At 63.4% G+C, this 25,782-nt stretch carries 24 protein-coding genes, 1 tRNA gene and 2 pseudogenes; 15 read left to right on the top strand and 12 right to left on the bottom strand.

Annotation, left to right across the window (positions count from 1 at the left end; translation table 11 throughout):
• Nucleotides 1-33: 33 nt before the first annotated feature.
• The 6 genes from AUC69_RS03445 to AUC69_RS03420 all read left to right on the top strand — a co-directional run bounded on the left by AUC69_RS03445 (nt 34) and on the right by AUC69_RS03420 (nt 7,317).
• A complete protein-coding gene (locus AUC69_RS03445) occupies nt 34-1,242 on the top strand; it encodes a glycosyltransferase family 4 protein (protein ID WP_069440924.1) in 1,209 nt (402 codons plus the stop codon).
• Nucleotides 1,243-1,579: 337 nt separating this feature from the next.
• Entirely contained in the window at nt 1,580-2,542 is a 963-nt protein-coding gene (locus AUC69_RS03440; RefSeq protein ID WP_158007998.1) for a heparinase II/III family protein, read from the top strand.
• A 5-nt stretch (nt 2,543-2,547) separates the two neighbouring features.
• Nucleotides 2,548-3,327 (top strand): heparinase II/III family protein, encoded by a 780-nt coding sequence (locus AUC69_RS03435; protein ID WP_158007997.1) that lies wholly within the window; start codon nt 2,548-2,550, stop codon nt 3,325-3,327.
• Nucleotides 3,327-4,670 carry a VpsF family polysaccharide biosynthesis protein gene (locus AUC69_RS03430; RefSeq protein ID WP_069440921.1) on the top strand — a complete coding sequence of 448 codons (1,344 nt, stop codon included), beginning with the start codon at nt 3,327-3,329 and terminating at the stop codon, nt 4,668-4,670. Before AUC69_RS03435 ends, AUC69_RS03430 begins: the two co-directional genes overlap by 1 nt.
• The gene (locus AUC69_RS03425; protein WP_069440920.1) at nt 4,667-6,142 is read left to right on the top strand and encodes a lipopolysaccharide biosynthesis protein; all 1,476 of its coding nucleotides are present in this window, start codon (nt 4,667-4,669) and stop codon (nt 6,140-6,142) included. The genes AUC69_RS03430 and AUC69_RS03425 overlap by 4 nt, the downstream gene beginning before the upstream one ends.
• Nucleotides 6,139-7,317 carry a glycosyltransferase gene (locus tag AUC69_RS03420; RefSeq protein ID WP_069440919.1) on the top strand — a complete coding sequence of 393 codons (1,179 nt, stop codon included), beginning with the start codon at nt 6,139-6,141 and terminating at the stop codon, nt 7,315-7,317. Before AUC69_RS03425 ends, AUC69_RS03420 begins: the two co-directional genes overlap by 4 nt.
• Here AUC69_RS03420 and AUC69_RS18230 read toward each other — a convergent pair.
• From AUC69_RS18230 to AUC69_RS03405, 3 genes and pseudogenes are all read right to left on the bottom strand, one after another.
• Nucleotides 7,287-7,541, bottom strand: coding sequence for a glycosyltransferase (locus AUC69_RS18230; RefSeq protein WP_069440918.1), 255 nt, complete (start codon nt 7,539-7,541; stop codon nt 7,287-7,289). The genes AUC69_RS03420 and AUC69_RS18230 overlap by 31 nt on opposite strands.
• Before the next feature lie 83 nt (nt 7,542-7,624).
• A pseudogene (locus tag AUC69_RS19590) lies at nt 7,625-7,927 on the bottom strand (hypothetical protein); the annotation flags it as partial.
• A 41-nt stretch (nt 7,928-7,968) separates the two neighbouring features.
• Nucleotides 7,969-8,391, bottom strand: a complete 423-nt coding sequence (locus AUC69_RS03405) for a hypothetical protein (protein WP_069440916.1) — start codon at nt 8,389-8,391, stop codon at nt 7,969-7,971.
• A 179-nt stretch (nt 8,392-8,570) separates the two neighbouring features.
• Here AUC69_RS03405 and AUC69_RS03400 point away from each other — a divergent pair, with 179 nt between their 5' ends.
• Genes AUC69_RS03400 through AUC69_RS18220 form a run of 3 tightly spaced genes read left to right on the top strand, consistent with a single transcriptional unit; the run spans nt 8,571 to nt 11,258 of the window.
• Complete coding sequence (locus tag AUC69_RS03400) at nt 8,571-9,998, top strand: phenylacetate--CoA ligase family protein (RefSeq protein WP_069440915.1); 1,428 nt, start codon at nt 8,571-8,573, stop codon at nt 9,996-9,998.
• Nucleotides 9,995-10,618 carry a cellulase family glycosylhydrolase gene (locus AUC69_RS18915; RefSeq protein ID WP_069440914.1) on the top strand — a complete coding sequence of 208 codons (624 nt, stop codon included), beginning with the start codon at nt 9,995-9,997 and terminating at the stop codon, nt 10,616-10,618. The genes AUC69_RS03400 and AUC69_RS18915 overlap by 4 nt, the downstream gene beginning before the upstream one ends.
• Nucleotides 10,542-11,258, top strand: a complete 717-nt coding sequence (locus AUC69_RS18220) for a cellulase family glycosylhydrolase (protein ID WP_083239044.1) — start codon at nt 10,542-10,544, stop codon at nt 11,256-11,258. Before AUC69_RS18915 ends, AUC69_RS18220 begins: the two co-directional genes overlap by 77 nt.
• Before the next feature lie 9 nt (nt 11,259-11,267).
• Here AUC69_RS18220 and AUC69_RS03385 read toward each other — a convergent pair whose 3' ends face one another.
• Nucleotides 11,268-12,422 (bottom strand): glucosamine inositolphosphorylceramide transferase family protein, encoded by a 1,155-nt coding sequence (locus AUC69_RS03385; RefSeq protein WP_069440912.1) that lies wholly within the window; start codon nt 12,420-12,422, stop codon nt 11,268-11,270.
• Between the two features lie 474 nt (nt 12,423-12,896).
• Here AUC69_RS03385 and ald point away from each other — a divergent pair, with 474 nt between their 5' ends.
• Genes ald through AUC69_RS03370 form a run of 3 tightly spaced genes read left to right on the top strand, consistent with a single transcriptional unit; the run spans nt 12,897 to nt 15,124 of the window.
• On the top strand, nt 12,897-14,012 hold the full coding sequence (ald, locus tag AUC69_RS03380) for an alanine dehydrogenase (protein WP_069440911.1): 1,116 nt from the start codon (nt 12,897-12,899) through the stop codon (nt 14,010-14,012).
• A gap of 54 nt (nt 14,013-14,066) precedes the next feature.
• A complete protein-coding gene (locus tag AUC69_RS03375; RefSeq protein ID WP_069440910.1) occupies nt 14,067-14,762 on the top strand; it encodes a hypothetical protein in 696 nt (231 codons plus the stop codon).
• Nucleotides 14,763-14,797: 35 nt separating this feature from the next.
• Complete coding sequence (locus AUC69_RS03370) at nt 14,798-15,124, top strand: hypothetical protein (protein WP_141700560.1); 327 nt, start codon at nt 14,798-14,800, stop codon at nt 15,122-15,124.
• Nucleotides 15,125-15,150: 26 nt separating this feature from the next.
• Here AUC69_RS03370 and ppsA read toward each other — a convergent pair.
• A pseudogene (gene ppsA / locus AUC69_RS19230) lies at nt 15,151-17,533 on the bottom strand (phosphoenolpyruvate synthase).
• Nucleotides 17,534-17,616: 83 nt separating this feature from the next.
• A complete protein-coding gene (gene gpmA / locus AUC69_RS03360) occupies nt 17,617-18,360 on the bottom strand; it encodes a 2,3-diphosphoglycerate-dependent phosphoglycerate mutase (protein WP_069440909.1) in 744 nt (247 codons plus the stop codon).
• Nucleotides 18,361-18,682: 322 nt separating this feature from the next.
• On the opposite strand from gpmA, the gene AUC69_RS03355 reads away from it, so the two are divergent.
• Both AUC69_RS03355 and AUC69_RS03350 read left to right on the top strand, forming a co-directional pair.
• Nucleotides 18,683-20,836, top strand: coding sequence for an AsmA family protein (locus tag AUC69_RS03355; protein ID WP_069440908.1), 2,154 nt, complete (start codon nt 18,683-18,685; stop codon nt 20,834-20,836).
• Nucleotides 20,837-20,900: 64 nt separating this feature from the next.
• The gene (locus AUC69_RS03350) at nt 20,901-21,386 is read left to right on the top strand and encodes a Crp/Fnr family transcriptional regulator (RefSeq protein WP_069440907.1); all 486 of its coding nucleotides are present in this window, start codon (nt 20,901-20,903) and stop codon (nt 21,384-21,386) included.
• On the opposite strand, the gene AUC69_RS03345 is transcribed toward AUC69_RS03350, so the two are convergent.
• The gene (locus AUC69_RS03345) at nt 21,346-22,152 is read right to left on the bottom strand and encodes a metallophosphoesterase family protein (protein ID WP_069440930.1); all 807 of its coding nucleotides are present in this window, start codon (nt 22,150-22,152) and stop codon (nt 21,346-21,348) included. The two genes, AUC69_RS03350 and AUC69_RS03345, sit on opposite strands and share 41 nt — an antisense overlap.
• Before the next feature lie 178 nt (nt 22,153-22,330).
• On the opposite strand from AUC69_RS03345, the gene AUC69_RS03340 reads away from it, so the two are divergent.
• Complete coding sequence (locus AUC69_RS03340) at nt 22,331-22,546, top strand: hypothetical protein (RefSeq protein WP_069440906.1); 216 nt, start codon at nt 22,331-22,333, stop codon at nt 22,544-22,546.
• On the opposite strand, the gene AUC69_RS15940 is transcribed toward AUC69_RS03340, so the two are convergent.
• The 5 genes from AUC69_RS15940 to AUC69_RS03315 form a co-directional block, all read right to left on the bottom strand.
• On the bottom strand, nt 22,547-22,879 hold the full coding sequence (locus AUC69_RS15940; RefSeq protein ID WP_069440905.1) for a hypothetical protein: 333 nt from the start codon (nt 22,877-22,879) through the stop codon (nt 22,547-22,549).
• 330 nt (nt 22,880-23,209) lie between these two features.
• The gene (locus AUC69_RS03330; RefSeq protein ID WP_069440904.1) at nt 23,210-24,052 is read right to left on the bottom strand and encodes a D-alanyl-D-alanine carboxypeptidase family protein; all 843 of its coding nucleotides are present in this window, start codon (nt 24,050-24,052) and stop codon (nt 23,210-23,212) included.
• Between the two features lie 121 nt (nt 24,053-24,173).
• Nucleotides 24,174-24,950, bottom strand: coding sequence for a substrate-binding periplasmic protein (locus AUC69_RS03325; RefSeq protein WP_158007996.1), 777 nt, complete (start codon nt 24,948-24,950; stop codon nt 24,174-24,176).
• A gap of 89 nt (nt 24,951-25,039) precedes the next feature.
• Nucleotides 25,040-25,258 carry a hypothetical protein gene (locus AUC69_RS03320; RefSeq protein ID WP_069440902.1) on the bottom strand — a complete coding sequence of 73 codons (219 nt, stop codon included), beginning with the start codon at nt 25,256-25,258 and terminating at the stop codon, nt 25,040-25,042.
• A 184-nt stretch (nt 25,259-25,442) separates the two neighbouring features.
• Nucleotides 25,443-25,532 (bottom strand) — tRNA-Ser (locus AUC69_RS03315).
• Nucleotides 25,533-25,782 lie beyond the last annotated feature (250 nt).

The following is a 25,782-nucleotide window of genomic DNA, read 5'->3' as shown; positions in this document are numbered from 1 at the left end:
CCCCGCGCGGGGGAAAAGCCGCGGCGAATCCTGATGATTGTGGAGAATCTGCCGGTGCCGTTCGACCGACGGGTGTGGTCGCAAGCGCGCACGCTTCAGCGTGCCGGCTATGATGTCTCGGTCATCTGCCCAAAGGGCAAGGATGCCGAGACGTCTTACGAGGAGCTGGAGGGCATCCATGTCTACCGGCATCCTCTGCCGATCGAGGCGAAGGGCGTGCTCGCCTATCCGCTCGAGTATGTTTCGGCTCTCGTGTTCGAGCTATGGCTGACGTTGCGCATTTTCTTCACGCGCGGCTTCGACGTCATCCACGCCTGCAACCCACCGGACACGATTTTCCTTATCGCCGGGCTGTTCAAGCTTTTGGCCGGCACGCGGTTCGTGTTCGACCATCACGATATCAACCCCGAGCTCTACGAAGCGAAGTTCGGCAGACGGGACATGTTCTGGCGTCTTCTGCTGTGGTTGGAGCGTATGACGTTCAAGACGGCGGATGTATCCATCGCCACCAATGGATCGTATCGGCGCATCGCCATCGAGCGCGGTGGCATGCATCCGGGCAATGTCTTCGTGGTGCGGTCGGGTCCTGATCTCACGCGCATGAAAATCTTGCCGCCGCGACCGGAGCTGAAACACGGGCGCAAGCATCTCGTCGGCTATGTCGGGGTGATCGGCCAGCAGGAAGGCATCGATCTTCTGCTGCATGCAATCCGTTCGATCGTCGCAGATCATGGCCGCCACGACATTCATTTCGGCATCGTCGGCGGCGGTCCGGCGCTGAAGGATATGGAAGCGCTGGCGGTCCGTTTGGACGTCGCCGACTACGTGACCTTCACGGGCCGAGTTCCTGACCAGGCGTTCCTGGAAATGCTCAACACGGCCGATGTCTGCGTCAATCCCGACCGGGTGAACGCGATGAACGACAAGTCCACCATGAACAAGATTATGGAGTACATGGCCTTGGCCAAACCCATCGTGCAGTTCGAGCTTGCCGAGGGGCGCGTTTCCGCGGGCGAGGCCTCGCTCTACGCGAAGGCCAACGATCCGAAGGACATGGCCGCGAAGATTGTTGCACTGATCGACGATCCCGCGCAGCGCCAAGCCATGGGTGACTACGGTCGCGCGCGTGTGCTGGATGCACTGTCCTGGGAGCACGAGGCGCCGAAGCTGTTGGCCGCTTACGATGCTGTGTTCGAGGCGCCGGAGGCCTATGCCGCACCCAAGCCGAGGCACGCGGAATGAGCGCGGCAGTGAAACAATCCGGTCTTGATGGGGCCGCGCGCTTCGATCAGCTCGCTTGGTACTACCATCGGCTGCGCGCCATGGATGGCGCCGAGGTCGCCCATCGGCTCGGTGAGGCAGCGAAACGCCGGTTGTCGCGGTTCAAGCGCTCCGGCTGGGAGACGTTCAACATGGGCGATGGCGTGGTGCCGTCGCTTGCGCCACTCGACGGCGTGTTGGAGGACCTGGCTCCGGATCTCGTCGACCGATGCGTGCGGAAGCGGCCGTGGCTCGGCGGGGCGGCATATCGCTCCTCGGCCAGACATGGCCCGCCGAGCGGGGTCAAGGTCGTTGGCACGTGGACCCCGTCACCGGGGGCCTCTGGCCGGCTAGGGCCTTCTGTTTCGACATTCCGTATCGGCGCGAGCGCAAGCTCGGCGACGTCAAATATGTCTGGGAGCTCAACCGGCTTCAGTTCCTGCAGCCGGTGGCCGCGCTCGCGGCTTATGACCGCGACGAGTCGCTTGCCGCCTTCTGTCTCGACGAGATCGAGGACTGGATCGACGCGAACCCGCCTTTCCGGGGAGTCAACTGGGCGTCCGGCATCGAGCTGGCACTGCGCGCCGTCTCGCTTTTGGTGGTGCTCGGCCTCGTCGGCACACAGAATGCCACGGCGCGTCAGCGGCGGAAGATCCGGGCGTGCTTCGCCGCGCATGCTTATTGGCTGGCGCGGTATCCCTCGCGCCATTCCTCGGCCAATAATCACCTGATTGCGGAGGCGGGGGCTCTGTTTCTTCTCGGCACGGTGTGGCCGGAGCTCGGCATTGGCCGCCGGGCGGCGGAAGCCCGCGAGGTGCTGATCGCGGAGATCGACCGGCAGATTCACGACGACGGCGTCGGCGCCGAGCAATCACCGACCTATACGGCATTCACGCTGGAATGGTATCTGCTCTGCGCATATGTCGCGGAGAGCAACGGCGATCCGTTTCCGAAAGCCGTGACCAAGCGGCTCGGTGAGGCTGGCCAGTTCTTGCGTTGGATCACCGATGAAGGTGGCTATTGCCCGCGTATCGGTGACGATGACGAGGGGAGGGTCCTGGCCGATGAGCCCACAGACGGCGGCTATGTCGCCTCGGTGTTGGGCTCCATCTCGGCGACCCTTAAGCGACCCAATCTCGCGCCGCCACGGGTCAGTCCATCCTTGCGCAATCTCTATTTCGGACTTCCGGCGCCTTGCCAGTCCGGCCCCAAGGGGGCGAAGACTTTCTCGAGCGGCGGTTACTCCGTGTTCGCCGCCGGATCGCCGGGCGCAAGGCGATGATGGTCATGGATCACGGCCCGCTCGGGCACCTCTCCATTGCCGCCCACGGCCATGCCGACGCGCTGGCCGTGTGGCTGCATGTCGGCGACCAGCCGGTCCTGGTGGACGCCGGGACCTATCTCTATCACTCGGGTGGACCGTGGAGGAACCGCTTCCGCGGTACAGGCCTTCACAACACCCTCTGCATCGACGGGCAGGATACGAGCCGCATCGCCGGTCCGTTTAATTGGAGCCGCAAAGCTCACTGTGAGCGTATCGCCTGGAAGAGCACGCAGAGCGAGACGTCGGCCTGCGTTCGCCACGACGGCTACCTCGCCTCCCATGGTCTGTTGCATGAGCGGTGCCTGGTGGCGCATGCGCGAGGCTTTACCATCTGCGACGCGCTGATCGGCGAGGCGACGTCGGAGGGCGGCTCGCGTGCGTCCGGTATCGAGCCCCGGTCCGTCGAAATCGGTTTCCTCGTACATCCCGACCTCGATGTGACCATCGACGGCGATAAGGCAACGATCTCCCAGCAAGGAGAAGCGCTCTGTCGCCTCTCAGGCGGTGACGCGCTCGGAGTCACTCTTCATGAAGGAGCCATCGAGCCGGCCCGGGGCTGGTACTCGGAGCGGTTCGGTTCCTTGAGGGCGGCACCGCAACTGGTGTTCCAGCCGCGTGATGTCGGCACCCGACGGTTCGAGATCGAGCTAGAGGTTCTCGCCGCACCCGCGCCCACGAGACGGCCCAAGAAGCTTAGTGATACAGGCACTGCCCGCGTGCTCGCAGAAATGGCGCCCAGGTGATGACCAGTCTTGACGCCACCTTTGCGTATGCGGATCCGCAGCTGTCCACGCGCGCGCGGGGCCTCGGCGACGGTGCGCAGCGCGTGCTGATGGCTTTGATGGTCATTGTGTTGCTCGAGATGCTGTTGCTGCCGAACCCGCTGCTGACACAGTTCACGGGTTATGCGGAAGCCGGTGGCGGCAATCCGCTGCTCAAGATCCACTTCTATAGCTACACGCTGTTCCTCGCTTTGGCCTATGTGGCGGCAAGCATGGGGCTTGTTCGGTTCACCGCAGAGCAGGTGGTGGTACGGCCGGGCGTCGTCCAGTTTGCCGTAGTGATCATGGCTTGTACGATGATCACGATCCTTCGCCATGGCATCGGCGGCGTGGCCTATATGGTGGACACGCTCCTGGCCGCGCCGTTGGCGGTGATGCTCGCCTTCTCGCTTGACGAGGAGCGCCGCCGGAAGCTCACCAGCTTCATCGTCTACTTTGTAACCTTCAACGCGGCGATCGGTGTCGTGGAGCGGCTGGCGCGCGTGCATTTCATCTTCACCGATCTCGACAAGTTCGAGTATTTCCGTGCCACGGCGCTGCTTGGCCATCCGCTTGAGAATGCGTTTGTCACGTCGTCGGCGATGTTTCTCGCGCTCGCCATGCCTTGGTCCGCTTGGAAGAAGGCTTTGATTCTTTCGATCTGCATGGCAGGCATCCTCGCCTTCGGCGCACGGAGCAGCTTCGTCATGACCATCGTGCTGAGCCTCGTCGCGGCCATCTACGTCGGGGCGCGGTCACTCTTGCGTGGCGACATGCGGCTGTCCACGCTCGTCGCCGCGCCGTGGATCGCGACATTGGCGCTTGCGGCTGGCGCCGTCCTCACGCTTGGCACGGTGCTCGGTGAGCGCATCGTCAAGCTCGCAAAATTCGACGAGAGCGCGCAGGTGCGCGTCGATTCATTCAAAATATTCAACTACTTAAACTGGGACAAAATTCTCAATGGCATCGACTTTGCCGAGCGCAATTTTCTGATCGACACCTACAAGGACGTGAACATCATCGAGAATTGTTGGATCGCCATCATCTTGATGATTGGCGGTATTCTGTTCGTCGTCTTCGCGCTGTCGCTGCTGGGCTTCCTCCGGTCTATTGGACGCGGCCGGGGCGCCATCGCCGCCTTCGCCATCCTCAACTTCCTCCTGGTGGCGAGCACCAGCAATTCCATCAGCACGAAGACGCCGTCCCTGGCGATCTTTGCCGTGGCCTTGGTGGGTATTCCTTTCGTTACGCGCCGCCGGCGTGTCGAAGAGGAGGGCGAGCCCCTGCGCTACACAGCTCCTTTGCGTGACGGGGTGTGGTCATGAGCGGCAACAAGTCGGGTCAGCTCGGGCGTAATGCCGCCGTCTACGGCGGCGCGCTGTTGCTGCCGCGCCTCGCGGCCTTCGTGGCGCTCATTGTATTCTCGCGGCTATTGACGCCGGCTGAGTACGGATATTTCGCCCTGTTCGTAATCTCGGCCGAGCTCATGAACATGGTGCTGTTCAACTGGATCAGGCTCGCCTTTTTGCGGCTCTATCCGGAGCACGAAGCCCAAGGGCGGCTTTCCTTGCTGCGGCGGACATGTCTGGCAATGACGGGCGTGGCCATGCTCCTGTCGGTGCCGGTGGCCTTGGCGATGGCTCTGGTGGCAACGCCGGAGCGCTGGTTCGCCTTCGCCGTACTGCTTGTCAGCATGAATTTTGCGAACGGCATTGTGCGCTTGCGGCTCTCCGAGCTTCAGGCCGAGGAACGTTCACGCGGCTATTTCTCGATCGAGGTCGCGCGTGCGGTGTTGTCGCTGGCCCTAAGTCTCGTCTTGGTTGAGGTCATGGGCGCGCATTTCGAGGCGCTGAGCATCGGCTTCACCGCCGCCAATGTTGGTGTCGCCCTTGTCTGCCTGATGCCGTTTGCGCGCGACTTGACGCGGCTCTCGCTCGACCGGGTCTTGGTGAAGTCGATCATCTCCTATGCGGGCCCTATCGTGCCGATCACGGTGCTCGAGTCCCTCATCCCGCTCACCGAGCGCTATATCATCCAGTTCGTGGCGGGGCCGGCGGCGGTTGGCGTCTATGCGGCAACGCAAAATTTGGTGCAACAACCCATCAACATGCTGGTCTCCGCGGTGGCGCTCGCCGCCTTCCCCATCATCATGCGGTCGGCTGAAGTCGACGGCAATGGGGGGGCGCAGGCACGTATGCGGGAGGTCGGCAGTCTTATTCTGGCGCTCGGCCTGCCCGCGGTCGTTGGCATCATCATGCTCAGAAGCGAGATCGCCAGCGTCATCCTCGGTGAGGAGTTCCGTGCGCAGGCGGTAATGCTGATGCCGTTCGTGGCCGTGACCGCGCTTCTCACCAATCTCAAATACCACTACTTCGATATGGCATTTCACGTGACGCGTCGTCTGTTGGTCCAGGTGGCGACATTGCTGCCAGCAACGCTGCTCACTGCGCCGCTCATCTATGTGTCTTTGAAGATCTGGGGTCTTCCCGGGGCCGCGGCCGGTGCCTGCCTTGCCTTTACTGCTTCGCTCGCTGCAAGCTGGCTTGCCGGTCGACGCTTGCTCGCCATTCCCCATGCCTTCGGCGAGATCGGCCGTATTGGTGCGGCAACCGCCGTCATGGCGGGAGTCATCGCCGCGATCGGACCGTTGCCGGGCATCGCGGGGTTGATCGTTCTCATCGCCGCGGGCGGTACCGCCTATGCCGTTACGGCGGTCGCTCTCAATGCGCTCAATCTGCGGGTCACCCTACTTGCGTCCTTAGGCCGGCTGTCGAGCCGCGCCGTAGAGGCATCATGAGACGCCGGACCATCATCGGTAGCGCCTTCGGCGCGCGCCCACGTATCGCTGTCTATATCCACTCGATGACCGGCGGGGGCGCCGAGCGGGTTCAGGCGCTCGTCGCCTCGGGCTTCGCGCGCCGCGGCTATGCCGTCGACCTCGTACTTAACCGAGCAGAAGGGCCGCATATGGCTTTCGTCGCGCCGGAGGTGCGTGTGATCTCGCTCGATTGCAGCACGGCGGGCGCAGGGCCGCGCCTGGTCGCGTATCTCAGAGAGGTGCGCCCCGCCTGTCTGATCTCGGCGCTCCAGCACAACAACCTCAACGCGGCCGTTGCCGCGCGTGTCACCGGCACGCCTTTCGCGGCCACGGTGCACGGCATCATGTCGGTGCATCGGTGGAACTTAAGGACCTCGGGCGCCATTGGCACGGTCGCGCAAGCCGCCGCGCCTCTGATCTATCGGTTGGCTGACGCCGTCGGCGTGGTTTCTGAAGCGGTCGGGCGCGACATCGCCTATTCCACCACGCGGCCTGACAAGTTTCATGTGTTGCACAACCCCGTCGATACGGAGCATTTCTCGCCTATGCCACGCCCGGGTGATGCGGCGGCGACACGCTTCGATGGCGACGACGGCAGTCCGCTCATACTTGGCGTCGGACGGTTCGACCGGGCAAAGAACTTCGATCTACTGATTGAAGCCGTGCACGCGATGCGGGGCGACCAGACTGTACAGCTCATGCTGCTCGGTGACGGGCCCGATCGCGCCCGGCTTGAGCATCTCGCGGCTAATCTCGGCATCACCGAGAGCGTGCACATGCCCGGCTTCGTCGCCGACCCGGCCCCCTGGTATCGGCGTGCCGCCGTGCATGCGGTGGCGTCGGAGTGCGAGGGTTTCGGCAACACAATTGTGGAATCGTTGGCGACAGGCACGCCCGTGGTCATCGCGCGCTGCCTCGGTGCGCCGGAGGATATTCTGGGGCATGGGCGGTACGGAACTATTGTGGAGGCCGACGTAGGTGCCATGGCGGCGGGACTTGCTGCGGCTATCCGCGAGCCGCAGGACCGGGCGCCTCTGATTGCCCGGGCGCAAGACTTTTCGCTGGAGCACTGTCTCGACCGCTACGAGGCGATGGTCGATGGTCTGCTGCGCGAGCCTAGCTGTCAGTTGGAGAGTGAGGGTACGCCGGCGTAGCGGGCGATCAAGCCTGTCACGACAACATCGCTCGTGAAGTGCCGTGCCACCCGCTTGTGGGCCGCGACAGATAGCTCGGGCCAACCGCCATTCGACCAGATTGTCGCGATAACATCGGCATAGTTGTCCGCGCCCGCTTCACGCGACAGAACGCTGCCGGCTTCCGCCACCACCGAACGATTGAAGCCATGGGCCGAGCAGACGGGCACAACGCCCTCGGCCATGGCCTCGGTAAGGGCGTGGAGTGACCTTCGCCGAAATGCGTCGTCGGGAAGATGAAGAAGTGAGCCGACGCGAGCGCGGTTCGGATGGCTTCCGGCCCCAGCGATCCGCGCCATCTCACCGGCAAATTGACGGTACGGCGTTTGAGTGCGTTTACGTAGTCCGGTTCGCCGGTGCCGATGATCTCGAGCTGCGCGGGGAACTCCCTGTCTTGCAGCGCCTCGATGGCGGCAATGGCGGTCTCGATCCCTTTTTCCGGAACGACGCGGCCAAGGAAGACGAGTCTGGCGATGTCGCCACCGCGTTCGCGAGCCTGATCCTCGCGCAGGCTCACATAGTTGGGCAGATAGAGGATCGGGCCCTCGTGTCTCGCCTCGGCGAATGGCATCATCTCGCGGCCTTCGACTGCGAGCATGTCGGTGCGGGCTATCAAGCGTCGGCGAGTTTGCGATAAGCGGCGCCTCGGTTCTGATAGTGCTCAATGAAGCTGCCCGCGCGGATGTCCAACATGACGCGCTTGCCGAGGCTCCAGGCCACGACGCAGAGGAGCGCTTCGGCATAAATGAACTGTCGGTAGAGGGGGGTCAGGTGGAGGACGTCGAAACGCCGGCGCTGCTGCACCAGCTCCACAGCGATGGCGGCGAAGCGGCGCGCGTAGGACATGCCCTTGGCGAATTTCGAGCCGAGGGCGAGAGGGTAGGCGAATTCGAGCACGTCCGCCCCGCGCCGCCTGAGGTCGTCGATCAGACGGCGATTGGCGGACTCGTAGCCACCCCGCGCGGGTCGCCCCGGTTGCGCGATCGGGCCGCAATAGGCGATCCGAGGGGCGCCCGGACCCAGCGTGTTTCTCATTGGCGACCTCGCTCAGGGCCAAATTCCTAGCCTGGCTATTGCAAACGGCGAGCCACTCCTAAGCCGGACCGCCATGGTTAACAAAGGCCTACCCAGCCGCCCTTCGGGTTCGCGACGCCAGGCACGGGCGCTCTCTGGCCTGCTTTCTGCAATCAAGGGTGGGAAACCAGGAGACAGAGTTGAGCGTCCTCGATATCGCCCGCGGTGCCTATGTACGCAGTCCCAAAGTGCTGCGCGATGCGGTGAGCCCTGCTTTGGCGCTGCTCCCCGTATCGTTGAAATACGGCCGCTCCTATCAGGATTGGCGTACGGCGATCAGGCGCAGCCGCACCGATAAGGCCTTCACCGAAGTCCGTCGGCTGGACGCCTTGCGGGCACTCATGGCCAAAGCCTATGCGGGGAGCCCCTTCTGGCGCGAGCGGATCGATCTGGCACTCAGCGGCCGTCCCGATTTGGCGCATTTCGATTTCGAGACGATTGCCGCGCTCCCGGTGTTGACCAAAGACGTCCTGCGTCAGGCCGGTCCGGAGGCACTGGCGCAAGCAGCCACCACGCTCGATCATGCGTCGACCTCCGGCTCCTCCGGTCAGCCGCTGCTCTTCTGGCTCGACAAGGACCGAAGCCCGCGCGAGTTCGCCTTCGTCAACGATGTTTGGGCGCGCACTGGCTACCGCGATGGCGATGCCCGGTGCGTCCTGCGCGGTCTGTTGCTCGACGATATCGACCAGCGCCCATTCGAGTGGGAGGCGGGACTGAAGGAGCTGCGCTGCTCGCCTTTCGCCATGACGCAAGCGCGCATGGATCTCTATCTCGATATGATCGATGCGCGGCGCATCGCTTACCTCCACGGCTATCCCTCGGCCATCGAGATTCTCTGCCGTCATATCTGGCGCAAGGGCTGGCAGCCGAAGCGGCCGATCCTTGGCGTGTTCCCGATCTCCGAGCCGCTCTATCCCTATCAGCGCGATGTTATTCGTACGGCGCTGCCCGACGCGGAGATTGCCCCGTTCTATGGATTGAGTGAACGCGTTTTGTTCGCCTCGGAGGTGGACGGCGAGGAGGACCTATACGCTTTCGAGCCGCTATACGGCCATGCAGAGCTGGTCGACGAAAACGGTCGTGCCGTGACGGAGCCGGGGCAGCGCGGCAGCATCGTCGGCACGGGCTTCTTGTCCACCGGCATGCCGTTCATTCGTTATGAGACCGGCGACACGGCCGAGCTTGCGCAGAGCGCCGCCGCAGCGAACGGGTGGCGCCTCCAGGTGCGCGCGATTGCGCCGCGGCGTCAGCCAGAGTTTCTCGTCGGGGCGGAAGGCAACCGCATCGTCACGCCGACTATCGTGCCGGTCCATCCCGACAAGTTCTTCGGCGTGTCGGAGTTTCAGTTCTATCAGGACACGCCCGGGCATTGCCTCATCAAGGTCGTGCCGGCCGCGGGATGCGGCGCCAAGGAGGCAGATCTCTTCGTCGATGAAATCCAACATCGCGTCGGCAGTGCCATTCGGCTCGAACTCCGTCTGGTGGGCGAGCTTGCCGGCAATGCGCGCGGCAAGCGTCCCTTCATCGATCAACGGCTCGACCTTGCCGAATTCGGAGTGGGGGCATGATCACGACACGCCGCGTCACACGGGCCGTCATGCTGCTTGCGCTGCTGCTCGGCTGCGCGACGACGGCTCAGGCGAGCGACGGTCCCGTCGAGCTCAAGCGCGGCGTCAGTATCCATGAGTGGCTGAATTGGGCGCCGGTTACGCAAACCGGCGACTACCGCTGGCCGCCTTACAATGATCTGATGGAGTGGGGGAGCACCCGCGACTTCGCGCGGATCAAGGCTCTTGGCTTCGACTTCGTGCGTCTCTCGGTCGATCCCGGGCCGCTGCTTGCCTCCGAGGGCGAAAAGCACGAGGAGGCTCTCGCGCGCCTCGAGCAGGCGGTTCGCTTCGTGACGGCCAGCGGGCTCAAAGTGGTTTTCGATCTTCACCCGGTCAGCCAGGTGCCGGCGTGGTCCGCCAAGGCGCTAGAAGTTTCCGCCGACGACAAGATGGCCGCGCGCTATCGAGACATTGTTGCGTCTGTAGCGGGTATGCTTACCCGTGTGGGTACCGATGCAACCGTGCTCGAGTTGATGAACGAGCCGCAATATTATCCGTGCGATGGCGGGAGCGGAGGCGAATGGAAGTCGGTGCTCCAGGCTTGGTTGGCGCGGCGCGCAAGGTGGCACCCGACCTGACGCTGATCGTCACCGGCGCTGCGGCGGCAATGTCAAAGGTCTCGTGCAGCTCGATCCGGCCGAATTTGATGACGAGCGCTTGCTCTATAGCTTCCACTTCTACGAGCCACTCGACTTTACGCATCAAGGCGTCGCCGAGGCGAGCGACGTCAAAGGTGCGCCTTGGCCGGCGGACGAAGTGGCGACGCCGTTGGCGCTCGTCTACTCTAAGCTCCTGATCGGTCAGGACGAGAGTCTGGCGGCAAACGATAGGGCAAAGAAGCTGGCCGAAGTGCGCCGCTATATCGAAAGCTATATCGGCGACCGTTGGGATGAGGACCGGCTGAAGGCGCGCTTCGGCGAAGTCCGCGCCTGGGCTGAGCGCCACGATCTACCGCCCAGCCGGCTGTTTCTCGGCGAGTTCAGCGCAATGCGTGCGACCGACCATCGCGGTGGCGCGCTTGATGCCGACCGCTACCGCTGGCTCAGTGCCGTGCGCCGCGAGGCCGAAGCGCTCGGCGCGCCTTGGGCCTATTGGGAATATTCCAATCCGCACGGTATGAGCTTGACCACGGCCGATGAGAGCCGCCGGCCCGATATTGTGGTCCTTGAAGCTCTTGGCCTTGCGGACAAGCGGGCCTCACTCCCCGCCGCCGAATAGCCTTCCGGCTCAGACTTTACCGAACAGGTCGATCACCTCGACATCGCCGGAGCGATTGTAGGTGTGCAGGCCTTCGGCCTTGCGCGTCCGCGGGGTGACGCGCGCCACGACCTCTTGGGCAAAGCCTTCTTCGTCCAGCCGGTCTATGCGTGCGAAGGCCAGACCCGCGCCGTAGCCGCCACGGCAATCCTGCGCCGGACGGATGAGCCGCCCATTATGCGTGAACATGGCACCCGCCGGGCGGGCTGCGGCAGGATCGAGTAGCACGGGATTGCCGGCATGGGCCTGCCACGGCCCCATGAGCGTTTCGGCGTGAAACAGACCAAGCGCTTCCCAGCTCGAGGCCTGCCAGTCGCGGACGCCGGCGAACAACCACAGACGGCCGCCGTGCTCAATAAGGGTGGCATCGTCGGCGAGAATATCGTCGAGTAACACCGCCTCCTTGACCCATCGGTCCGGAAAGCGCTCTGCGCGATAGAGCTCCACCGTGCGGTTAGCGGAGGTCTCCGGGATCATCCACGTCTCGCCGTCTCGTTCGAACACGAAGGGATAGGAGAGATGGTAGGGCCGCTCCAGTACGGGGCGCGTCGCCGTCGCCTTACCCTCTGCGTCGATGGTGAAATGGGAGATGATGCCTTTGCCCGTGGCGAAGGGAACCTCCTCGATGAACACATGGGCGGTGTCCCCGCGCAGGAGCACGAAGGGGTCGGCGTAGTAGCCCCGGCCACCGTCGGGGAGCGGGGTGAAGTCCCGCCAGGCGATGTCGAGCGATGCTCCCGGATTGGCGCCACGCCGCCAGGCCACAAACCAGCGTGGCGCTTGTCCAAGGAGCCGTGCCAGCCGCGCGGATGCTTTGGCAGCAATAGCGCTTGAGAGGAAGGTCAGCGGCTTGGCGAGGCCTGGACCGGGGGGAGAAGACGCCACGGGGGCCGGCGAGATGCCGGTTTCGTCGGTATGTCCGAGGTGGTGCACCGCGTTCAACAGCAAGCCGGCCATGCGGGAGAAGACGCCGTCGAGGCCACGGGTGAAATTCTCCGGGTGCTCAAGGGCGCAAACTCCGCTAGCGAGCAGCCCCGACTGACTATCGAGGACGGCGAGACGAGGATTGCTGCGCTCCAACACCGCGGCAAGGGCGCCGGCATCGCCCACCACGCCATCGAACATCGGACGCAGAACCCGATCCGCCTGGATGGCTCCGCCGTTCCGGTGAAGTCGATGGCCAGGCCATAGCGCACAGTGCCGTCTGCTGGGGGGAGCGTTTGAAGCTCGGCGTCGGAAAGGAGCGCGCTTGCTTGGTCCGGCGGCGTAGCGAAGAGCAACCGCTCGAGAGCAATGAGGAGCCGCAGTGAGGAGGGTAGGTAGTGGTGGCTTTCGACGAACTGGCAGCCGACGGTTTGCCCCTCGGCGGCGAGCGCCTGCGCTAGCCAAAGTTGCCATCGCCATGCACGCGCGGGGTCTAGCACGAGGAGCACGTTCAAGGGCTTAGAGGCAAGATTTGCCGCGTTCATGTCGCTTGCATAGCAGTGTCCAATCGCGCTCCGAGCCCTTCGGACTGTTCCTAGTTAACGGGCCGCAGTCGTGACGCGCGACAAGCAACTCTTGCGCCGCGAGCGCCGAGCTATGGTAAGAGAGTGCCCCATGTTTGTCGGCGTGCCCAAAGAGATCAAGGACAACGAGTATCGCGTCGGCGTGATTCCGGCGACGGTACGGGAGTTGACTTCGCGTGGCCACCAGGTCCTGGTGGAAACGGGTGCGGGTGCGGGCGCGGGGCTTGCCGACGCCGAATATGAGGTCGCCGGCGCTCAGATCGTCGACGCCGATCAGGTGTTCGAGAGCGCCGAGCTGATCGTCAAGGTCAAGGAGCCGCTGGCCTCCGAACGCAAGAAGCTCAAGCCGGGCCAGGTGCTTTTCACCTATCTGCATCTTGCCGCGAACCCCGAGCAAGCCGCCGAGCTTTTGGCTTTGGGCGTGACGGCCATCGCCTATGAGACGGTGACCAACGCGCAAGGGCTCTTGCCGCTGCTGATGCCCATGTCCGAGGTGGCGGGGCGCATGGCGCCGCAGGTGGGTGCCCATTGCTTGGAGAAGATGGCCGGTGGACGTGGCGTCCTGCTCGCAGGCGTTCCCGGCGTGCCGCCGGGCGACATCTTCATTCTCGGCAGCGGCGTGGTGGCCACCAATGCGGCGGCCGTCGCCATCGGCATGGGCGCGAGCGTCACCGTCACCGGAAACAATATGGACCAGTTGCGGCGCATCTCGGCGCAGTTCGGTGCCCGGGTCCGCACGGTGTTTTCAACACGTCAGAGCGTGGAGACGCTGTGCCGGCGCGCCGATCTCGTCATTGGCGCCGTTCTCGTGCCTGGTGCCGCCGCACCACGGCTCATCACGGCGGAAACGGTAAAGGCGATGAAGCCCGGCGCGGTCATCGTCGACGTCTCGATCGATCAGGGCGGCACGGCGGAAACCTCGCGGCCCACGACCCATTCCGATCCCACTTATGTCGTCGACGATGTGGTGCATTATTGCGTCACCAACATGCCCGGCGCCCTGGCGCGGACCTCAACCTTCGCGCTCAGCAACGTGACAGCGCCCTTTGTGCTGGCTATCGCCGATATGGGATACGCGCCCGCGCTGATGGCCGATCCGTGCCTGTGCAACGGGCTCAACATTCATGACGGCCACGTGACGCATAAGGCGGTCGCGGAAGCGCTTCAATTGTCTTACGTTCCCGCCAGCGAAGCCTTGAAGGGCTAATAGCCTGGCGACAGAACGCCCCATAAAGAGGGCGATTCAGGGGGAGTGAGTGCCGTGGACGAGACAGAAAAGATCATTTCGCGGCTGAATGGGATCGATCCCAGGCGGCCCTATTTTGATCCGCTTGCCGCCGAGGAGGCGGTCCGGCAGCACGCTAGGCTGATCGGCTTCCGCGATGTCGGCATTACCTGGGCGATGGGCCCAAAAAGGGCCATCAGCGAGCTCGAAGGCGTGGATTTCGACAGTCCCGCGGCCTGCCGCTGGTCCTTGACCATGCAGGCGCTTCGGGACCAGGCTACCGCCGAGCTCCAACGCGACAAGGCCGTGTGGCAGGCCTATTGCGAAGCCCAAGAGGCGGCGGAGGCGCGGATCGCCGAGACGCTGCATCTCGAACCCTTCCGGCTGGCGCTGTTCGACGCGGTCTTGGGCGAGGCTGGGCTGAAAAGCCACAACGTCGCCTATCTCGTGTCATCGGCTTTGCAGGATGTCGTCGCCAGCGGAAGCGCCGATAGTGCGGCGCTTGAGGATTTGAATGACGTCTATCTGCCGTTCGCTGACGCCATGTTGGCGGGGCTCGGCTCGTTCTGGGTCATCGGCGAAAGATTTGTCTGCTTGCCGTTGCCGCGGCTGGCGTTGCAGAACGGCAAGCTCGTCAGCGATGGCAGTCCCGCCGCCGTGTGGCCAAATGGCGAGGCCTATGCCAATGGCGATGAAGGCCTCATCCCTGTTCTGCAATCGGTGGAGTGGTGATGGTGGAACGCGGCATTCTTACAAAGGAGGCGACCATGCGCAAACACGGTCTGAACAGTCTTATGACCATGGCATCGGGCGCAGCTCTCGTACTCGCGATCGGGATGCAGCCCGCGGCCGCACGCATCGAGTGTCAGGGCAACTTCATGGTCACCAAGAAGGATGGACTGATCGCCACGCCATATTGCGAGGAAGAACAGATTGCCAAGGTGGCGCAAAGCTATGGTTGGAAGGTCACCGCAAAGCAGGTTCACAACGATCCCTTGGTGAAGGTGCAGATCTGTCAGGTCCTTGGCGGCGACGTGCGCCTGAAGGGATCGTGCGCTGGCTACGGACCGGGAAACTACGCGCCTGGTCGATAGCGCCCGCGATTGCTCCGTACGACTCTCTATCTCGGCTCTGGGAGCGTTGCTTCCGCGGCCGCGATCTGCTCCTTGACGCGCAAGAAGCTGTCGGGAGTCACGGAGATCGAGTCGATGCCGTGCTCGACAAGGAACTTTGCAAACTCCGGATGATCGCTCGGTGCCTGGCCGCAAATGCCGGTGTGCGTGCCGGTCTTTTTCGCCGAGGCCAAGAGCCGCGCGATGGTACTCGTCACGGCAGGGTGGCGCTCGTTGAAGAGACTGCTCAAGCGGCCGCTGTCCCGGTCGATGCCGAGGACGAGCTGGGTCAGATCGTTTGAGCCGATGGAAAAGCCATCGAAACGGGCCGCAAAGTCCTCGGCGAGCGCGACATTCGATGGGATCTCCGCCATCACATAGACCTGCAAGCCGTCGCGTCCGCGGACAAGACCGTGCTTAGCCATCTCCTCGATCACCCGGTCGGCCTCTTCGGGCGTGCGGCAGAAGGGGATCATCATCACGATGTTGGAAAGACCGATCTCTCCGCGTGCGCGGGCGATCGCTTGGCATTCCAGTCCGAAGCCGTCGCGATAGTCGGGATGATAATAGCGGCTCGCGCCCCGCCAGCCGATCATCGGGTTCTCTTCATGCGGCTCGAATCCGGCGCCGCCGAGAAGCTCCGCGTATTCGTTGGTTTTGAAGTCGCTCATGCGGACCACGACCGGATTGGGGTAATGCGCCGCGGCGATGCGGGCGATGCCGCGGGCGAGCTTGTCGACGAAATACTCCGCCTTGCTGTTGTAGCCCGCGGTGAGGCGCTCAATCTCGGCCTGCGCCGCCGCATCGGTGACCTCGTCGAAGCGCAGCAAGGCCATGGGATGAACCTTGATGTGGTTGGAGATGATGAACTCCATCCGGGCGAGGCCGACGCCGTCCGACGGCAGGCGCCACCAACGGAATGCCGCGGCCGGGTTGGCGATATTGAGCATCGCCTTGGTGCGCGTCTTCGGTATCCGCGCGAGATCGATCTCGGTCACGGTGAAGTCGGCAATGCCGTCATAGACGTGGCCTTCGTCGCCTTCGGCGCAGGAGACGGTGATCGGCTGACCGTCTTTCAGCCTGGCGGTGGCGTCGCCCGCGCCGACAATCGCCGGTAGGCCAAGCTCGCGGCTGACGATGGCCGCATGGCTCGTACGCCCGCCGTGATCGGTGACGATCGCCGCGGCACGCTTCATGATCGGCACCCAGTCGGGATCGGTGATTTTCGTGACCAGAACCGCCCCGGTCTGAAGCGTTCGATCTCCGCGGCGCTGTCGAGGCGGCAGACGGGACCCGCGCCGATGGCGTCGCCGACGGCGAGGCCGGACAGGAGAAGAGGACCTTTCTCCTTCAGCATGTAAGTCTTGAGCTCGCCGGCCTCACGGCGCGACTGCACGGTCTCGGGCCGCGCCTGAACGATATACAACTCGCCGCTCTCGCCGTCCTTGGCCCACTCCATGTCCATGGGCAGGCCGTAGTGCTTCTCGATAAGGACCGCCCATTTGGCTAGCCTCAGCACTTCCTCGTCGCTCAGCACGAAGCGGCGCCGCTCGTCCTCGTTCGTGTCAATGAGAATGGTGGAGCCCGCTTCGCCGTAGACCATCTTGCGACGCTTGGCGCCGAGTGACTTTTCGATAATCGGCGACAGGCGCGGCTCATCGAGCAGTGGTTTGAACACTTGGAACTCGTCGGGATCGACCATGCCTTGCACGACCGTCTCGCCGAGGCCGCAAGCGCCGGTGATCAGCACGGAGCGGGGGAAGCCGGTCTCGGTGTCGATGGAGAACATCACGCCGGAGGCAGCGAGATCGGACCGCACCATTTTCTGCACGCCGACGGAGAGCGCTACTTTCAGATGATCGAAGCCATGGGTCTCGCGATAGGAGATGGCGCGGTCGGTAAACAGCGACGCGAAGCACTTCTTGCACGCCGCAAGTAGTGCGTCATCGCCCTCGACATTGAGATAGGTCTCGAGCTGGCCTGCGAAGCTCGCTTCCGGCAGGTCCTCGGCGGTGGCGCTGGAGCGTACCGCGACGGCTGCGGCGCCGCTCGCGCACATGCCGGCATAGGCGTGTCGAATGGCGTTCTCCAGCTCGGGCGGAAACGCGGCCTCCAGGATCATTGCGCGGATGGCGCCACCGACAGATGCGAGATTGGTGAGACCTTTGTCGAGCTTACCAATCTCCGTGGCGATGCGGTCCTGCAGTGCATTGGCCTCGATGAAGCGCCAATAAGCGGCCGCCGTGGTGGCGAAGCCTTCGGGCACGTTGATCCCGGCGTCTTTCAGCGTCCCGATCATCTCGCCGAGCGAGCGTTCTTGCCGCCGACCAGCGCCACGTCGCCCCGCCGAAGGGCGGCAAGTGGAACCACCAAGTCGTCGCGGCTGCTCATGCGGCGACCCCGACGATTGCCGCATGTCTCGCGCGATCTTTGAGTGTCGTCATGTCCATCGCGCCGAAAAGATCTGAGGCCTCTTACGCCGAAGTGACGGCTGCCTTTGCCCTGGGTAAGGCATGTGGCTCCTTGCCGTCTTCAAGATAGAAACTGCGGATGGGACGGAGACCTTGATCAAGCTCATAAATGAGCGGTTTCCCCGTGGGAATTTCGAGATGCGGGATGTCCTCGTCGGAGATTCCGTCGAGATATTTGACGAGGCCTCTGAGACTGTTGCCGTGGGCGGAGATCAGCGGTGTGCGTCCGGCCATGAGCACGGGCTCGACACGCTCCTGCCAGTAGGGAAGAACGCGGTCGACAGTGTCTTCGAGGCTTTCTGTCAGCGGCAAATGGCGGTGCGGCACGCCGGCATATTTCGGCTGGTTGCCTGGAAAGCGTGCGTCGGTCTCCTCGAGCGCCGGCGGCCGAATGGAGTAGCTCCGGCGCCACCTTTGCAGCTGTTCCTCACCCACCTCCGCCAGAACGGTTTCCTTTTTCCGTCCTTGCAAGGCCCCGTAATGGCGTTCGTTGAGGCGCCAGCTTCGCCGGACGGGAAGCCATGTCAGATCCAGCGCGTCGAGCACGATCCACAAGGTATGGATCGACCGCTTCAGGTAAGACGTGAAGCACTGATCGAACTTGATGTTGTGCGCCTTCAAGAGATCGGCGGCCTGCTTCGCTTCGGCCAAGCCGTTGTCGCAAAGATCGACATCGGTCCAACCGGTGAAGATCGCATCCCGGTTCCAGACGCTTTGGCCGTGTCGCAGGAGTATAAGTCGCGGCATGTGAAGTCTCCGATTGCGGCGCCAACCCTTGGTGTATGGGGCCGAGACGCCCTGAGCAAGTCTGGCGACCTTGAGCGTTGGTGACGGCGCCTGGCCGTCATTTCCCCGCAATTCGGGGCTAATTCAACGAATCAGACCCAGGTCAGCCGGGATTCTTCCTTGGGTCTTTGCCCTTACTCGGGGAATCGGCTGTATTTCGCTAATCATCAGAAAGTCGACTTTCGGAGGGGCGCGTGCGGCTCATTTTCTCGATCCTTACGGCAATCGTCGTCATCGCCGCGGCCGTCGTCTTCGTCGGCCCGATGTTCATCTCCGCCGAGACGTGCGCAATCAGATCTTCGCCCAAGTCGAATCCACGACCGGCTACCGGATCAGGGTCAGCGGGCCGGTCGACATCACCTTGTTCCCGTCGCTCGATCTCGTGGCCGAGGATGTGGGCATCGCCCAGCCCGCTTCGGGCAGCGACGCGGAGTTCGCGACTGCCAAGACCCTCAAATTTGGCTTGATGCTGCGGGGCCTCCTCGACGGCAAGATGCGGGTGACCGATTTGACGTTGCTTGACCCGGTCATCGCCGTGCCGAAGACCCAGGCTAAAGCGGCGCCAGCGGCGCAGCCAGGCGCGGTGCCGGGTGCCGCCGACAATGCGCCTGTTGGGGGCGGCGATGCGACATCCGTGGCCGACAAGCTCAAGAACCTTACCCTCGACAAGCTTGTCATCGAGAACGGTACCGTGATTTTGCCGCCGTCGGGCGACACTCCGGGTAAGCGCATCGAGAGGCTCAATCTCGAAGCGGCATTGCCGGCCTACGACCAGCCTCTATCGTTCGATGTAGCGGCCGTTGTCGATGGCAAGGCGATGCAGGCGAACGGCTCGATTAGCAATTTCGGACAGTTCCTCGAAGGTGCGCCCGCGCGCGTTGCCTTGACCGTCGATGCGCCCGATACGCTCGATGCCAAAGCAAGCATGAGCGGCACCGCCACTTATCAGAACGACATTTTGACGCTCAGCCAGTTCAGCGCGAAGTCCGGCGACAAGACACTGTCCGGCACCGCCGTATACCAGGACGGCACCGCCACCCTGAGCCCGTTCACGGCGACCGCCGGTCGAGACACATTCGCCGGCAAGGCGATCTATAAAGACAACATCGTTACGGTCAGCCCGCTGCGTGCCAATGTGCGCGGCACGCTCCTGTCGGGATCGGTGAGAGCCAATCTCGCCAACAAGGTGCCCTATGTCGAAGCGGCGCTGGCGGCTAAGACGCTCGACGTCAATGCCCTGACTGGCACTGCGAAGTCGAAGCCATCCAGCGGCGCTGGTGGGGGTGGCGGAGGTAACGGGAAAAGCGGCGGCGCGGCCAGTTCCGCCTGGAGCAACGCCAAGATCGATTTCTCGCCGCTGAAGCTCCTCAACGGCAAGTTCAGCATCTCCGCCGAGCAGCTGATCTATGACCAGATCAAGATCAGCCCGGTGACGGTCCAGGCGGTCCTGAATGGCGGCAAGCTCAACGCCACGCTGTCGAAATTCAATCTCTACAACGGGACTGGCAATGCCACGATCGTGGTGGACGCGAGCGGCAAGACGCCGGCGCAGCGGGTCCAGCTCACGCTTGCCAAGTTCGACGCGCGGCCGCTCCTCATGGACGCGGCGGGCTTCGAGAGGCTCGAGGGCCGCGGAACTGTTTCGCTCGATCTGAATGCTTATGGCGCCAGCCAACGCGCCATCGTCTCGGCACTTGGCGGCAAGGCCAATCTCGAATTCACCGACGGCGCCATCCGTGGGGTGAATATCGCCCAGATGATGCGCAATCTCGGTACCGGCATCGTCGAGGGTTGGCAGGGCGGCGAGAGGGAGAAGACAGACTTCGCCTCGCTCGGCGCGAGCTTCACGGTCGCCAAGGGCAACGCGACCACCAAGGATTTGCATCTGATCGGACCGCTCGTGCGCATGTCCGGAACAGGTACGGTCAACCTGCCGGCGAAGCACCTCAACTTCCGCGTCGACCCGCAGCTCGTGGCCTCGCTCGAAGGCCAGGGCGGCAAGAAGGACCTGTCCGGACTCGGCGTGCCAGTGATGATCGTCGGACCCTGGGCGAAGCCCAAGATCTATCCCGACATCAAGGGCATCCTCGAGAACCCGGCCGCGGCTTATGAGCGGTTCAAGGCGTTCGGTGATGGCGTGGCGAAGCTCCCCGGCCTCGAGAAGATCGACAAGACCGGCGCGCTGAAAAACGTGATCAAGGACGGCAAGGTCGACAAGGATGCGCTGATGGATGGCATCGGCGGTCTGCTTGGTGGGTCGCAGCCGCAGGCGGCACCGGCACCCGCCCCGCAGGCGACGGTGGAGCCTGACGCGGCGCCCAAGGCGAAAAGGACCAAGAAGAGCAAAACGGCCAAGAAGAAAAGCAAGAAGGATCTGCAGAAGGACGCCGCCGAAGAGGCGGCCAAACAGCTGTTGGATAGCTTTCTCGGAAACTAGGCCCATTCCCTCAGTGCGCGACACTGCACTTTGACAACTGAAGCGCGGGCGCTACGCTCTCCCCATGGGCTCGATCCTCGATAAATGCCAGAACGCCCCGCTTGAGACGCTGGCACCCGGCAGCGTGTTGCTGGCCGAGGGCAAGACATCGGGACGGCTCTATGTGCTTCAGTCCGGCGCGGTCGAAGTCGTGCGGGGCGATACACAGGTGGCCGTGGTCGACGAGCCAGGCGCGGTGTTCGGCGAGATGTCGGTGCTGCTCAACCGGGCCCACACCGCCACGGTCCGCGCGCTCACGCCGATCGCCGTCTACGCGTTCGACGATGCCGAGCGCTTTCTCAGGTCGAATCCGGAGATCGCTTTCTTGATTGGACGGCTTCTCGCCGGACGCTTGAATGCGGCCACCACGTACCTCGTGGACCTCAAGCGGCAGTTCGAGGACCACGGCGATCATCTGTGCATGGTGGGCGACGTGCTCGACGTCCTGATTCACCAGCAGGACGAGGAGTTCAGCCTTGGCCCGGAGCGTGATGCCGATCCCCGGCTGTGAGCCACTCGGGGAGCGCTGTGAGCTTAGAGACGGGGCGCGTAAGGTCACCTTCTAGGCGCACATACTGATTGCCGGCGGCGGAGAACCAGAGCGCCTCGCCCACCCCGGTATCGAGGATGACATGGGCCGGCGGCGCGCCGAGATAATGTCCGGTGTTGAAGATCCAGGTCGCGCCGATGCGGTCGACCCATGATCCGTCCTGAACGTAAGGCGCCTCGTGCACGTGGCCGGACATGACAATGTCGGGCTGATATTTCTCGATCCACCCGCGAAGGGCATCGTCGCCGAAGAAGCGCTGGCCGCCCCAGGCGACCGGCGAGTTGGCCGGCGGCGCATGATAGATCCAGATCCACCGCTTCTCCCGCCTTGCGGCGGCTTCGGCGAATTGTGCGCCAATCTCTGCGCGGGACACCGGTCCGTCCCACCACGGGCACATGGTGAACAATGTGCCGTCAATGGCCAGGGATTCGCCATCCGACAACAGCCCTTTGTTCCGTGAGCCGAGCAGCCATTTGGCGACCTTCTCGCCGGCCGGGTTCTTGGAATCGAGGTCGTGGTTGCCGGAACAGATCAGCAGGCGCGTCTTCGCCTGGATGCGGCTGAAATACTTCTTCACGACAACGGCCTGGGCACGGCCGTCGACGAGCGAGGCAAGGTCGAGGTGGTCACCCGCCATCACCACGATATCGAAATCGCCGGCGACCTCTACCACCCAGTCGAAGAGCGGCAGCGAATAATGCAGGTCGGAGACGAGGAGCAGGCGCATGGGCTCTTCGCTTGAGGCGTCCTCAGGTTCCGTCGTCAACGATTTGCTCACCTTGAAGTCGTTTTGCCGGCGTGGGCAATCAATCGGAGCCGCCGATGAACGGAATATTTGGAGAAGACTAGTAGACCGATGAGCTCCGGCGCGGAACCCCCGTAAGCCTCCGCCTCACAAAGACGTTATGGTTCATCTGATCAAACCCCATTACCAGCGCAAGCGCTTTTTTCGTCCGCGCCGGCCTCGCAAGGTCTGGCAGACGGTACGCCGCTATCAGCTCTTGGAGTTGGTTGGGATGACCGGCGTGATTGCGCTGGTGTGGCTGGGCGCGCAGTGGGACAACCAGCGTACCCAATGGACGCCGGAGCCGGCAGGGGTCGAGTCGGCGAGCGCGACCTGATTATCGGTGTGCCGGTCGGCTCGCGGCAGGTTCGCCAGCCTCTCTAACGAGATCGCGTCGTTCCTCCGGGGTGCCCACAGGTTTACCCTGCTCGGCGAGCTGACGCCGTCGCCACAACGGCTTCCGTAAGCGTGGCGCGATCAACCAAGCAATGGGCCAGGCCAGGATCAAGCTCGCCACGACGACGAGCGGGATCAGCAGCCATGCATGTTGCGACAGACTGTCGACGGTTAGAACGACGACGATGCCGATACCGAAAAGGACGGCATTGGCCATGCCGTAGATCAGTAGGCCAATCCGCGATCGCGTGGAGATGTCGGGTGTGGTGCTCATGGAAATGTCCGTGTGCTCCTGATGCGACTTATGAAACGCTCCGTCTCTCGCGCCGTTCCCACGATTTTTCGCAATTCAACTGACAAGGGTCAGCCTACCCGCTGCAGCAGCGGCCAGAGCTGTCAAGTTTGGCTGTGGCTCTTGCCGGTATGGCTGGGGCTGAGCCTGGCCATACCGATCGTCTGGCTGACGGCACTGCGCCGAGGCCGGGCAGATGGCGCGACGTGCCGGGCTGCTGCTGGTGGCTGGCGAAATGGAGCGGCCTGACCCCGCGGTTCCGGAGGTCCGGTGCGCCGAGCCTGGTCGCGCCGGGCGCCTCAATCCGGTCGGCTAATGGCAGTTGGTGGCGGCGGTCTCAGAGACCGCGCCGGTGACTGGCTCGCCCAGCGCCGGATAATCGTGCGGCAGGGCCGCCATGATCGCGTGCATATCTTCATAGCGGGCAGGATGGCTGGCGCTGCCCAAGACCACGGCGACGATAGTCTGGCCGTTCGGCGCATGCCAGGCGGTGACGAGATTGTAGATACTCTTGCCCACATGCGAGCCGGTCTTGGCGCCGATGACGCCGTCCTCGCCGAGAATCTCCAGCGTGGTCTGGAGCGTGACCGTCCGCGCCTTTGGCCCGCCGATCTCCACCGTCCGCTCGGTGCAGGCCCAAGCCGGCAGCAGCCTTGGATCGGTGAAGACACTGGCGGCGATCAGCCCGACGTCGTGTGCCGTGGCGACATTGGCCGGCGACAAGCCGTAGGGATCGGCGAAGTTTGCGTGTGTCGCTCCGAGCGCCGTGGCGGCGGACCGCATCTCCTCGACGAACCGCTTGATGGAGTCGCCACGTTTCTTCTCCTGGGTCAGAAGCGCGCGGCCGGTATAGTCGGCGATGGCGACGGAGGCGTCGTTTCCGGAAACCAGCACCATGCCGTAGAGCAGGTCCTGTAAGGACCAGACGTCGCGCCTCTTGAGGCCGGCCGTCGACCCGCGAACAAGATGCGGCCAATCGATCGTCACTGTTTCCGATAGCCGGTCGCCCATCCGGTCGACCAGCACATAGGCCGTGACCAGCTTGGTGAGGCTAAGGATCCAGAAAACCTCGTTCTCGTTCTTGGCGTAGAGAGGCTGCCCCGTCTCGGCATTGAGCACGAAGACGGAGGAAGCGGTCACATCAGGCGGCGCCATGGTCTCCTGCCCGAAGGCGTCCTGCAGGAAAACTTGGCTGCAGACCAGTGCGACAGTCGCGAGCGCGCCGCGCGTCCATTGAACCGAGCTTGCGACTTTCAGAGCTCGCCACCTCTTAGTGCTAGTGCTCGGCGTCCCACTTGGCGATCGCGTCGAGCAGCATCTTGTGGAAGCTGCCGTCCGTCGTCAGCTTCGTGATGCCCTCGCCAAACTTTGACGCCAACGCGGCGCAAGGCGACTTTTTCGAGAAGGCAACGAACATTTCGGCTGAAAGCAGGGCGGGCTCGAGCGCCTCGACCTTGTCCTCGATCCCCAGTACCGACAGTTGGGCGTCACCGGGATAGTAACCGGCGATGACATAGTCGACCTTGCCGGCGACGAGATCGTTCAACGCCTCGTCGATGCCGTCGGTGCGCACGACGTCGAGCTTGTCCTTGATGAAGGCGTCGAGCTGATCGCCGTAGCTCTCGCCCTTGTTGGTGGCGCCCTTCTTGCCGATCAGGCTGTCCTGGTCCTTGAACTCGAACGTCCTGTCCTTGGCGACGAAGACGACGACCGGGTCAAAGATGAAGGCCGGCTGGACGTAATCGAGATACTTGGCGCGTTCGTCGTTGAAGTAGACGCCGACGATCATGTCGGCCTTGCCGTCGCGCGCTGCTGCTTGCGCCTCCGACCACGTCCCCATGAACTTCGACTCCAGGGGAATGTCGAGATCCTTGGCAATGGCCTCGACCAGCGACGGCGCCGCGCCCACGATGGCGTCGCCGTTCTTGAAGGCAATCGCCGGATATTGCGGATGGCCGGTCGAAACAATCTTGGTGCAGGTGTCCGCGGCATGCGCCACGCTGCCCGACAAGGTCAGAGCAGCAAGCACGCTCAAGCAGAGAATTCTGTTCATCATCTGGATCCTTGTTGCCGGTCGAGCCGAGCGCGAGATGAGATATGGGGTTCCCGTGAGGAGCAATGGTGACAACGAGTCGGGGTGGTCTACCGCCCTGCCGCCGCCTTGATCTTATCCACTTCGGCTTGCGAGACCTTGCCGGCCTTGACCAGGGCCTGCACGCAGGCCGGCGACAGGCTCGGGCCCGCCTTGCGCATGCAAAGATTGAGGCCGCTGGAATCCAGACCCCATTGGCCACAGAATTTCTTGTAGTCGTTCACGCAGTAGTTCTGCATGTCCTTCGACACGGCTCCTGCCTGCGCCAAGGCCGCCGCCGGCGCCGCACAGGCAAACCCAGCAAGCAAGGCTAGAGCGATAGGCGGTCTTGAGCGATGACGCATGATCCACGGCCCCCGTTAAATTGAACCCAACTTGTAGCACCCTTGGTGCGTCCGGAATGCGGCAATCTCCGTATGGCGCACCCCGTCGGCATCCGCTTTCTCGAGGACTTGGCGGAGAGGGAGGGATTCGAACCCTCGGAACGCTTGCGCGCTCAACGGTTTTCGAGACCGTCCCGTTCAACCACTCCGGCACCTCTCCTCGCAGGAAAACTCGATGGCGAGGTCATGTCTCTCCAGCGGAACAACGCCGCCGAAACCGCCACCGAACGACCCGCGGTTAGCTATCACGAGCCCGCCAAGCCTGCCAAGACTGCATTCATCCCGGCGGACACGGCCGCTTCAGCAGATCTCGACCCCCGTACGCGTGCGTTGACCGCAACTTATCCCCGCCCGCAAAACCTGCGGTAGAATGCCCTTACCTCGTCTTCTGAGGGGCGCTTTCGCGAGGC

The sequence above is a fragment of the Methyloceanibacter superfactus genome, from assembly GCF_001723305.1.
Taxonomy (GTDB): Bacteria; Pseudomonadota; Alphaproteobacteria; order Rhizobiales; family Methyloligellaceae; genus Methyloceanibacter; species Methyloceanibacter superfactus.
Note: the sequence above shows the minus strand (reverse complement) of the source record. Positions and strands in the feature narration are given on the sequence as shown.

What these genes read in the sequence shown, in the direction of transcription:
- AUC69_RS03445 (WP_069440924.1), top strand. Translation starts at nt 34, where the DNA reads ATGATTGTGGAGAATCTGCCGGTGCCGTTCGACCGACGGGTGTGGTCG.
- AUC69_RS03435 (WP_158007997.1), top strand. Translation starts at nt 2,548, where the DNA reads ATGGATCACGGCCCGCTCGGGCACCTCTCCATTGCCGCCCACGGCCAT.
- AUC69_RS03430 (WP_069440921.1), top strand. Translation starts at nt 3,327, where the DNA reads ATGACCAGTCTTGACGCCACCTTTGCGTATGCGGATCCGCAGCTGTCC.
- AUC69_RS03425 (WP_069440920.1), top strand. Translation starts at nt 4,667, where the DNA reads ATGAGCGGCAACAAGTCGGGTCAGCTCGGGCGTAATGCCGCCGTCTAC.
- AUC69_RS03420 (WP_069440919.1), top strand. Translation starts at nt 6,139, where the DNA reads ATGAGACGCCGGACCATCATCGGTAGCGCCTTCGGCGCGCGCCCACGT.
- AUC69_RS18230 (WP_069440918.1), bottom strand. Translation starts at nt 7,541, where the DNA reads ATGGCCGAGGGCGTTGTGCCCGTCTGCTCGGCCCATGGCTTCAATCGT.
- AUC69_RS03405 (WP_069440916.1), bottom strand. Translation starts at nt 8,391, where the DNA reads ATGAGAAACACGCTGGGTCCGGGCGCCCCTCGGATCGCCTATTGCGGC.
- AUC69_RS18915 (WP_069440914.1), top strand. Translation starts at nt 9,995, where the DNA reads ATGATCACGACACGCCGCGTCACACGGGCCGTCATGCTGCTTGCGCTG.
- AUC69_RS18220 (WP_083239044.1), top strand. Translation starts at nt 10,542, where the DNA reads ATGGCGGGAGCGGAGGCGAATGGAAGTCGGTGCTCCAGGCTTGGTTGG.
- AUC69_RS03385 (WP_069440912.1), bottom strand. Translation starts at nt 12,422, where the DNA reads ATGTTCGATGGCGTGGTGGGCGATGCCGGCGCCCTTGCCGCGGTGTTG.
- ald (WP_069440911.1), top strand. Translation starts at nt 12,897, where the DNA reads ATGTTTGTCGGCGTGCCCAAAGAGATCAAGGACAACGAGTATCGCGTC.
- AUC69_RS03370 (WP_141700560.1), top strand. Translation starts at nt 14,798, where the DNA reads ATGCGCAAACACGGTCTGAACAGTCTTATGACCATGGCATCGGGCGCA.
- gpmA (WP_069440909.1), bottom strand. Translation starts at nt 18,360, where the DNA reads ATGCCGCGACTTATACTCCTGCGACACGGCCAAAGCGTCTGGAACCGG.
- AUC69_RS03350 (WP_069440907.1), top strand. Translation starts at nt 20,901, where the DNA reads ATGGGCTCGATCCTCGATAAATGCCAGAACGCCCCGCTTGAGACGCTG.
- AUC69_RS03345 (WP_069440930.1), bottom strand. Translation starts at nt 22,152, where the DNA reads ATGCGCCTGCTCCTCGTCTCCGACCTGCATTATTCGCTGCCGCTCTTC.
- AUC69_RS03340 (WP_069440906.1), top strand. Translation starts at nt 22,331, where the DNA reads ATGGTTCATCTGATCAAACCCCATTACCAGCGCAAGCGCTTTTTTCGT.
- AUC69_RS15940 (WP_069440905.1), bottom strand. Translation starts at nt 22,879, where the DNA reads ATGAGCACCACACCCGACATCTCCACGCGATCGCGGATTGGCCTACTG.
- AUC69_RS03330 (WP_069440904.1), bottom strand. Translation starts at nt 24,052, where the DNA reads ATGGCGCCGCCTGATGTGACCGCTTCCTCCGTCTTCGTGCTCAATGCC.
- AUC69_RS03325 (WP_158007996.1), bottom strand. Translation starts at nt 24,950, where the DNA reads ATGAACAGAATTCTCTGCTTGAGCGTGCTTGCTGCTCTGACCTTGTCG.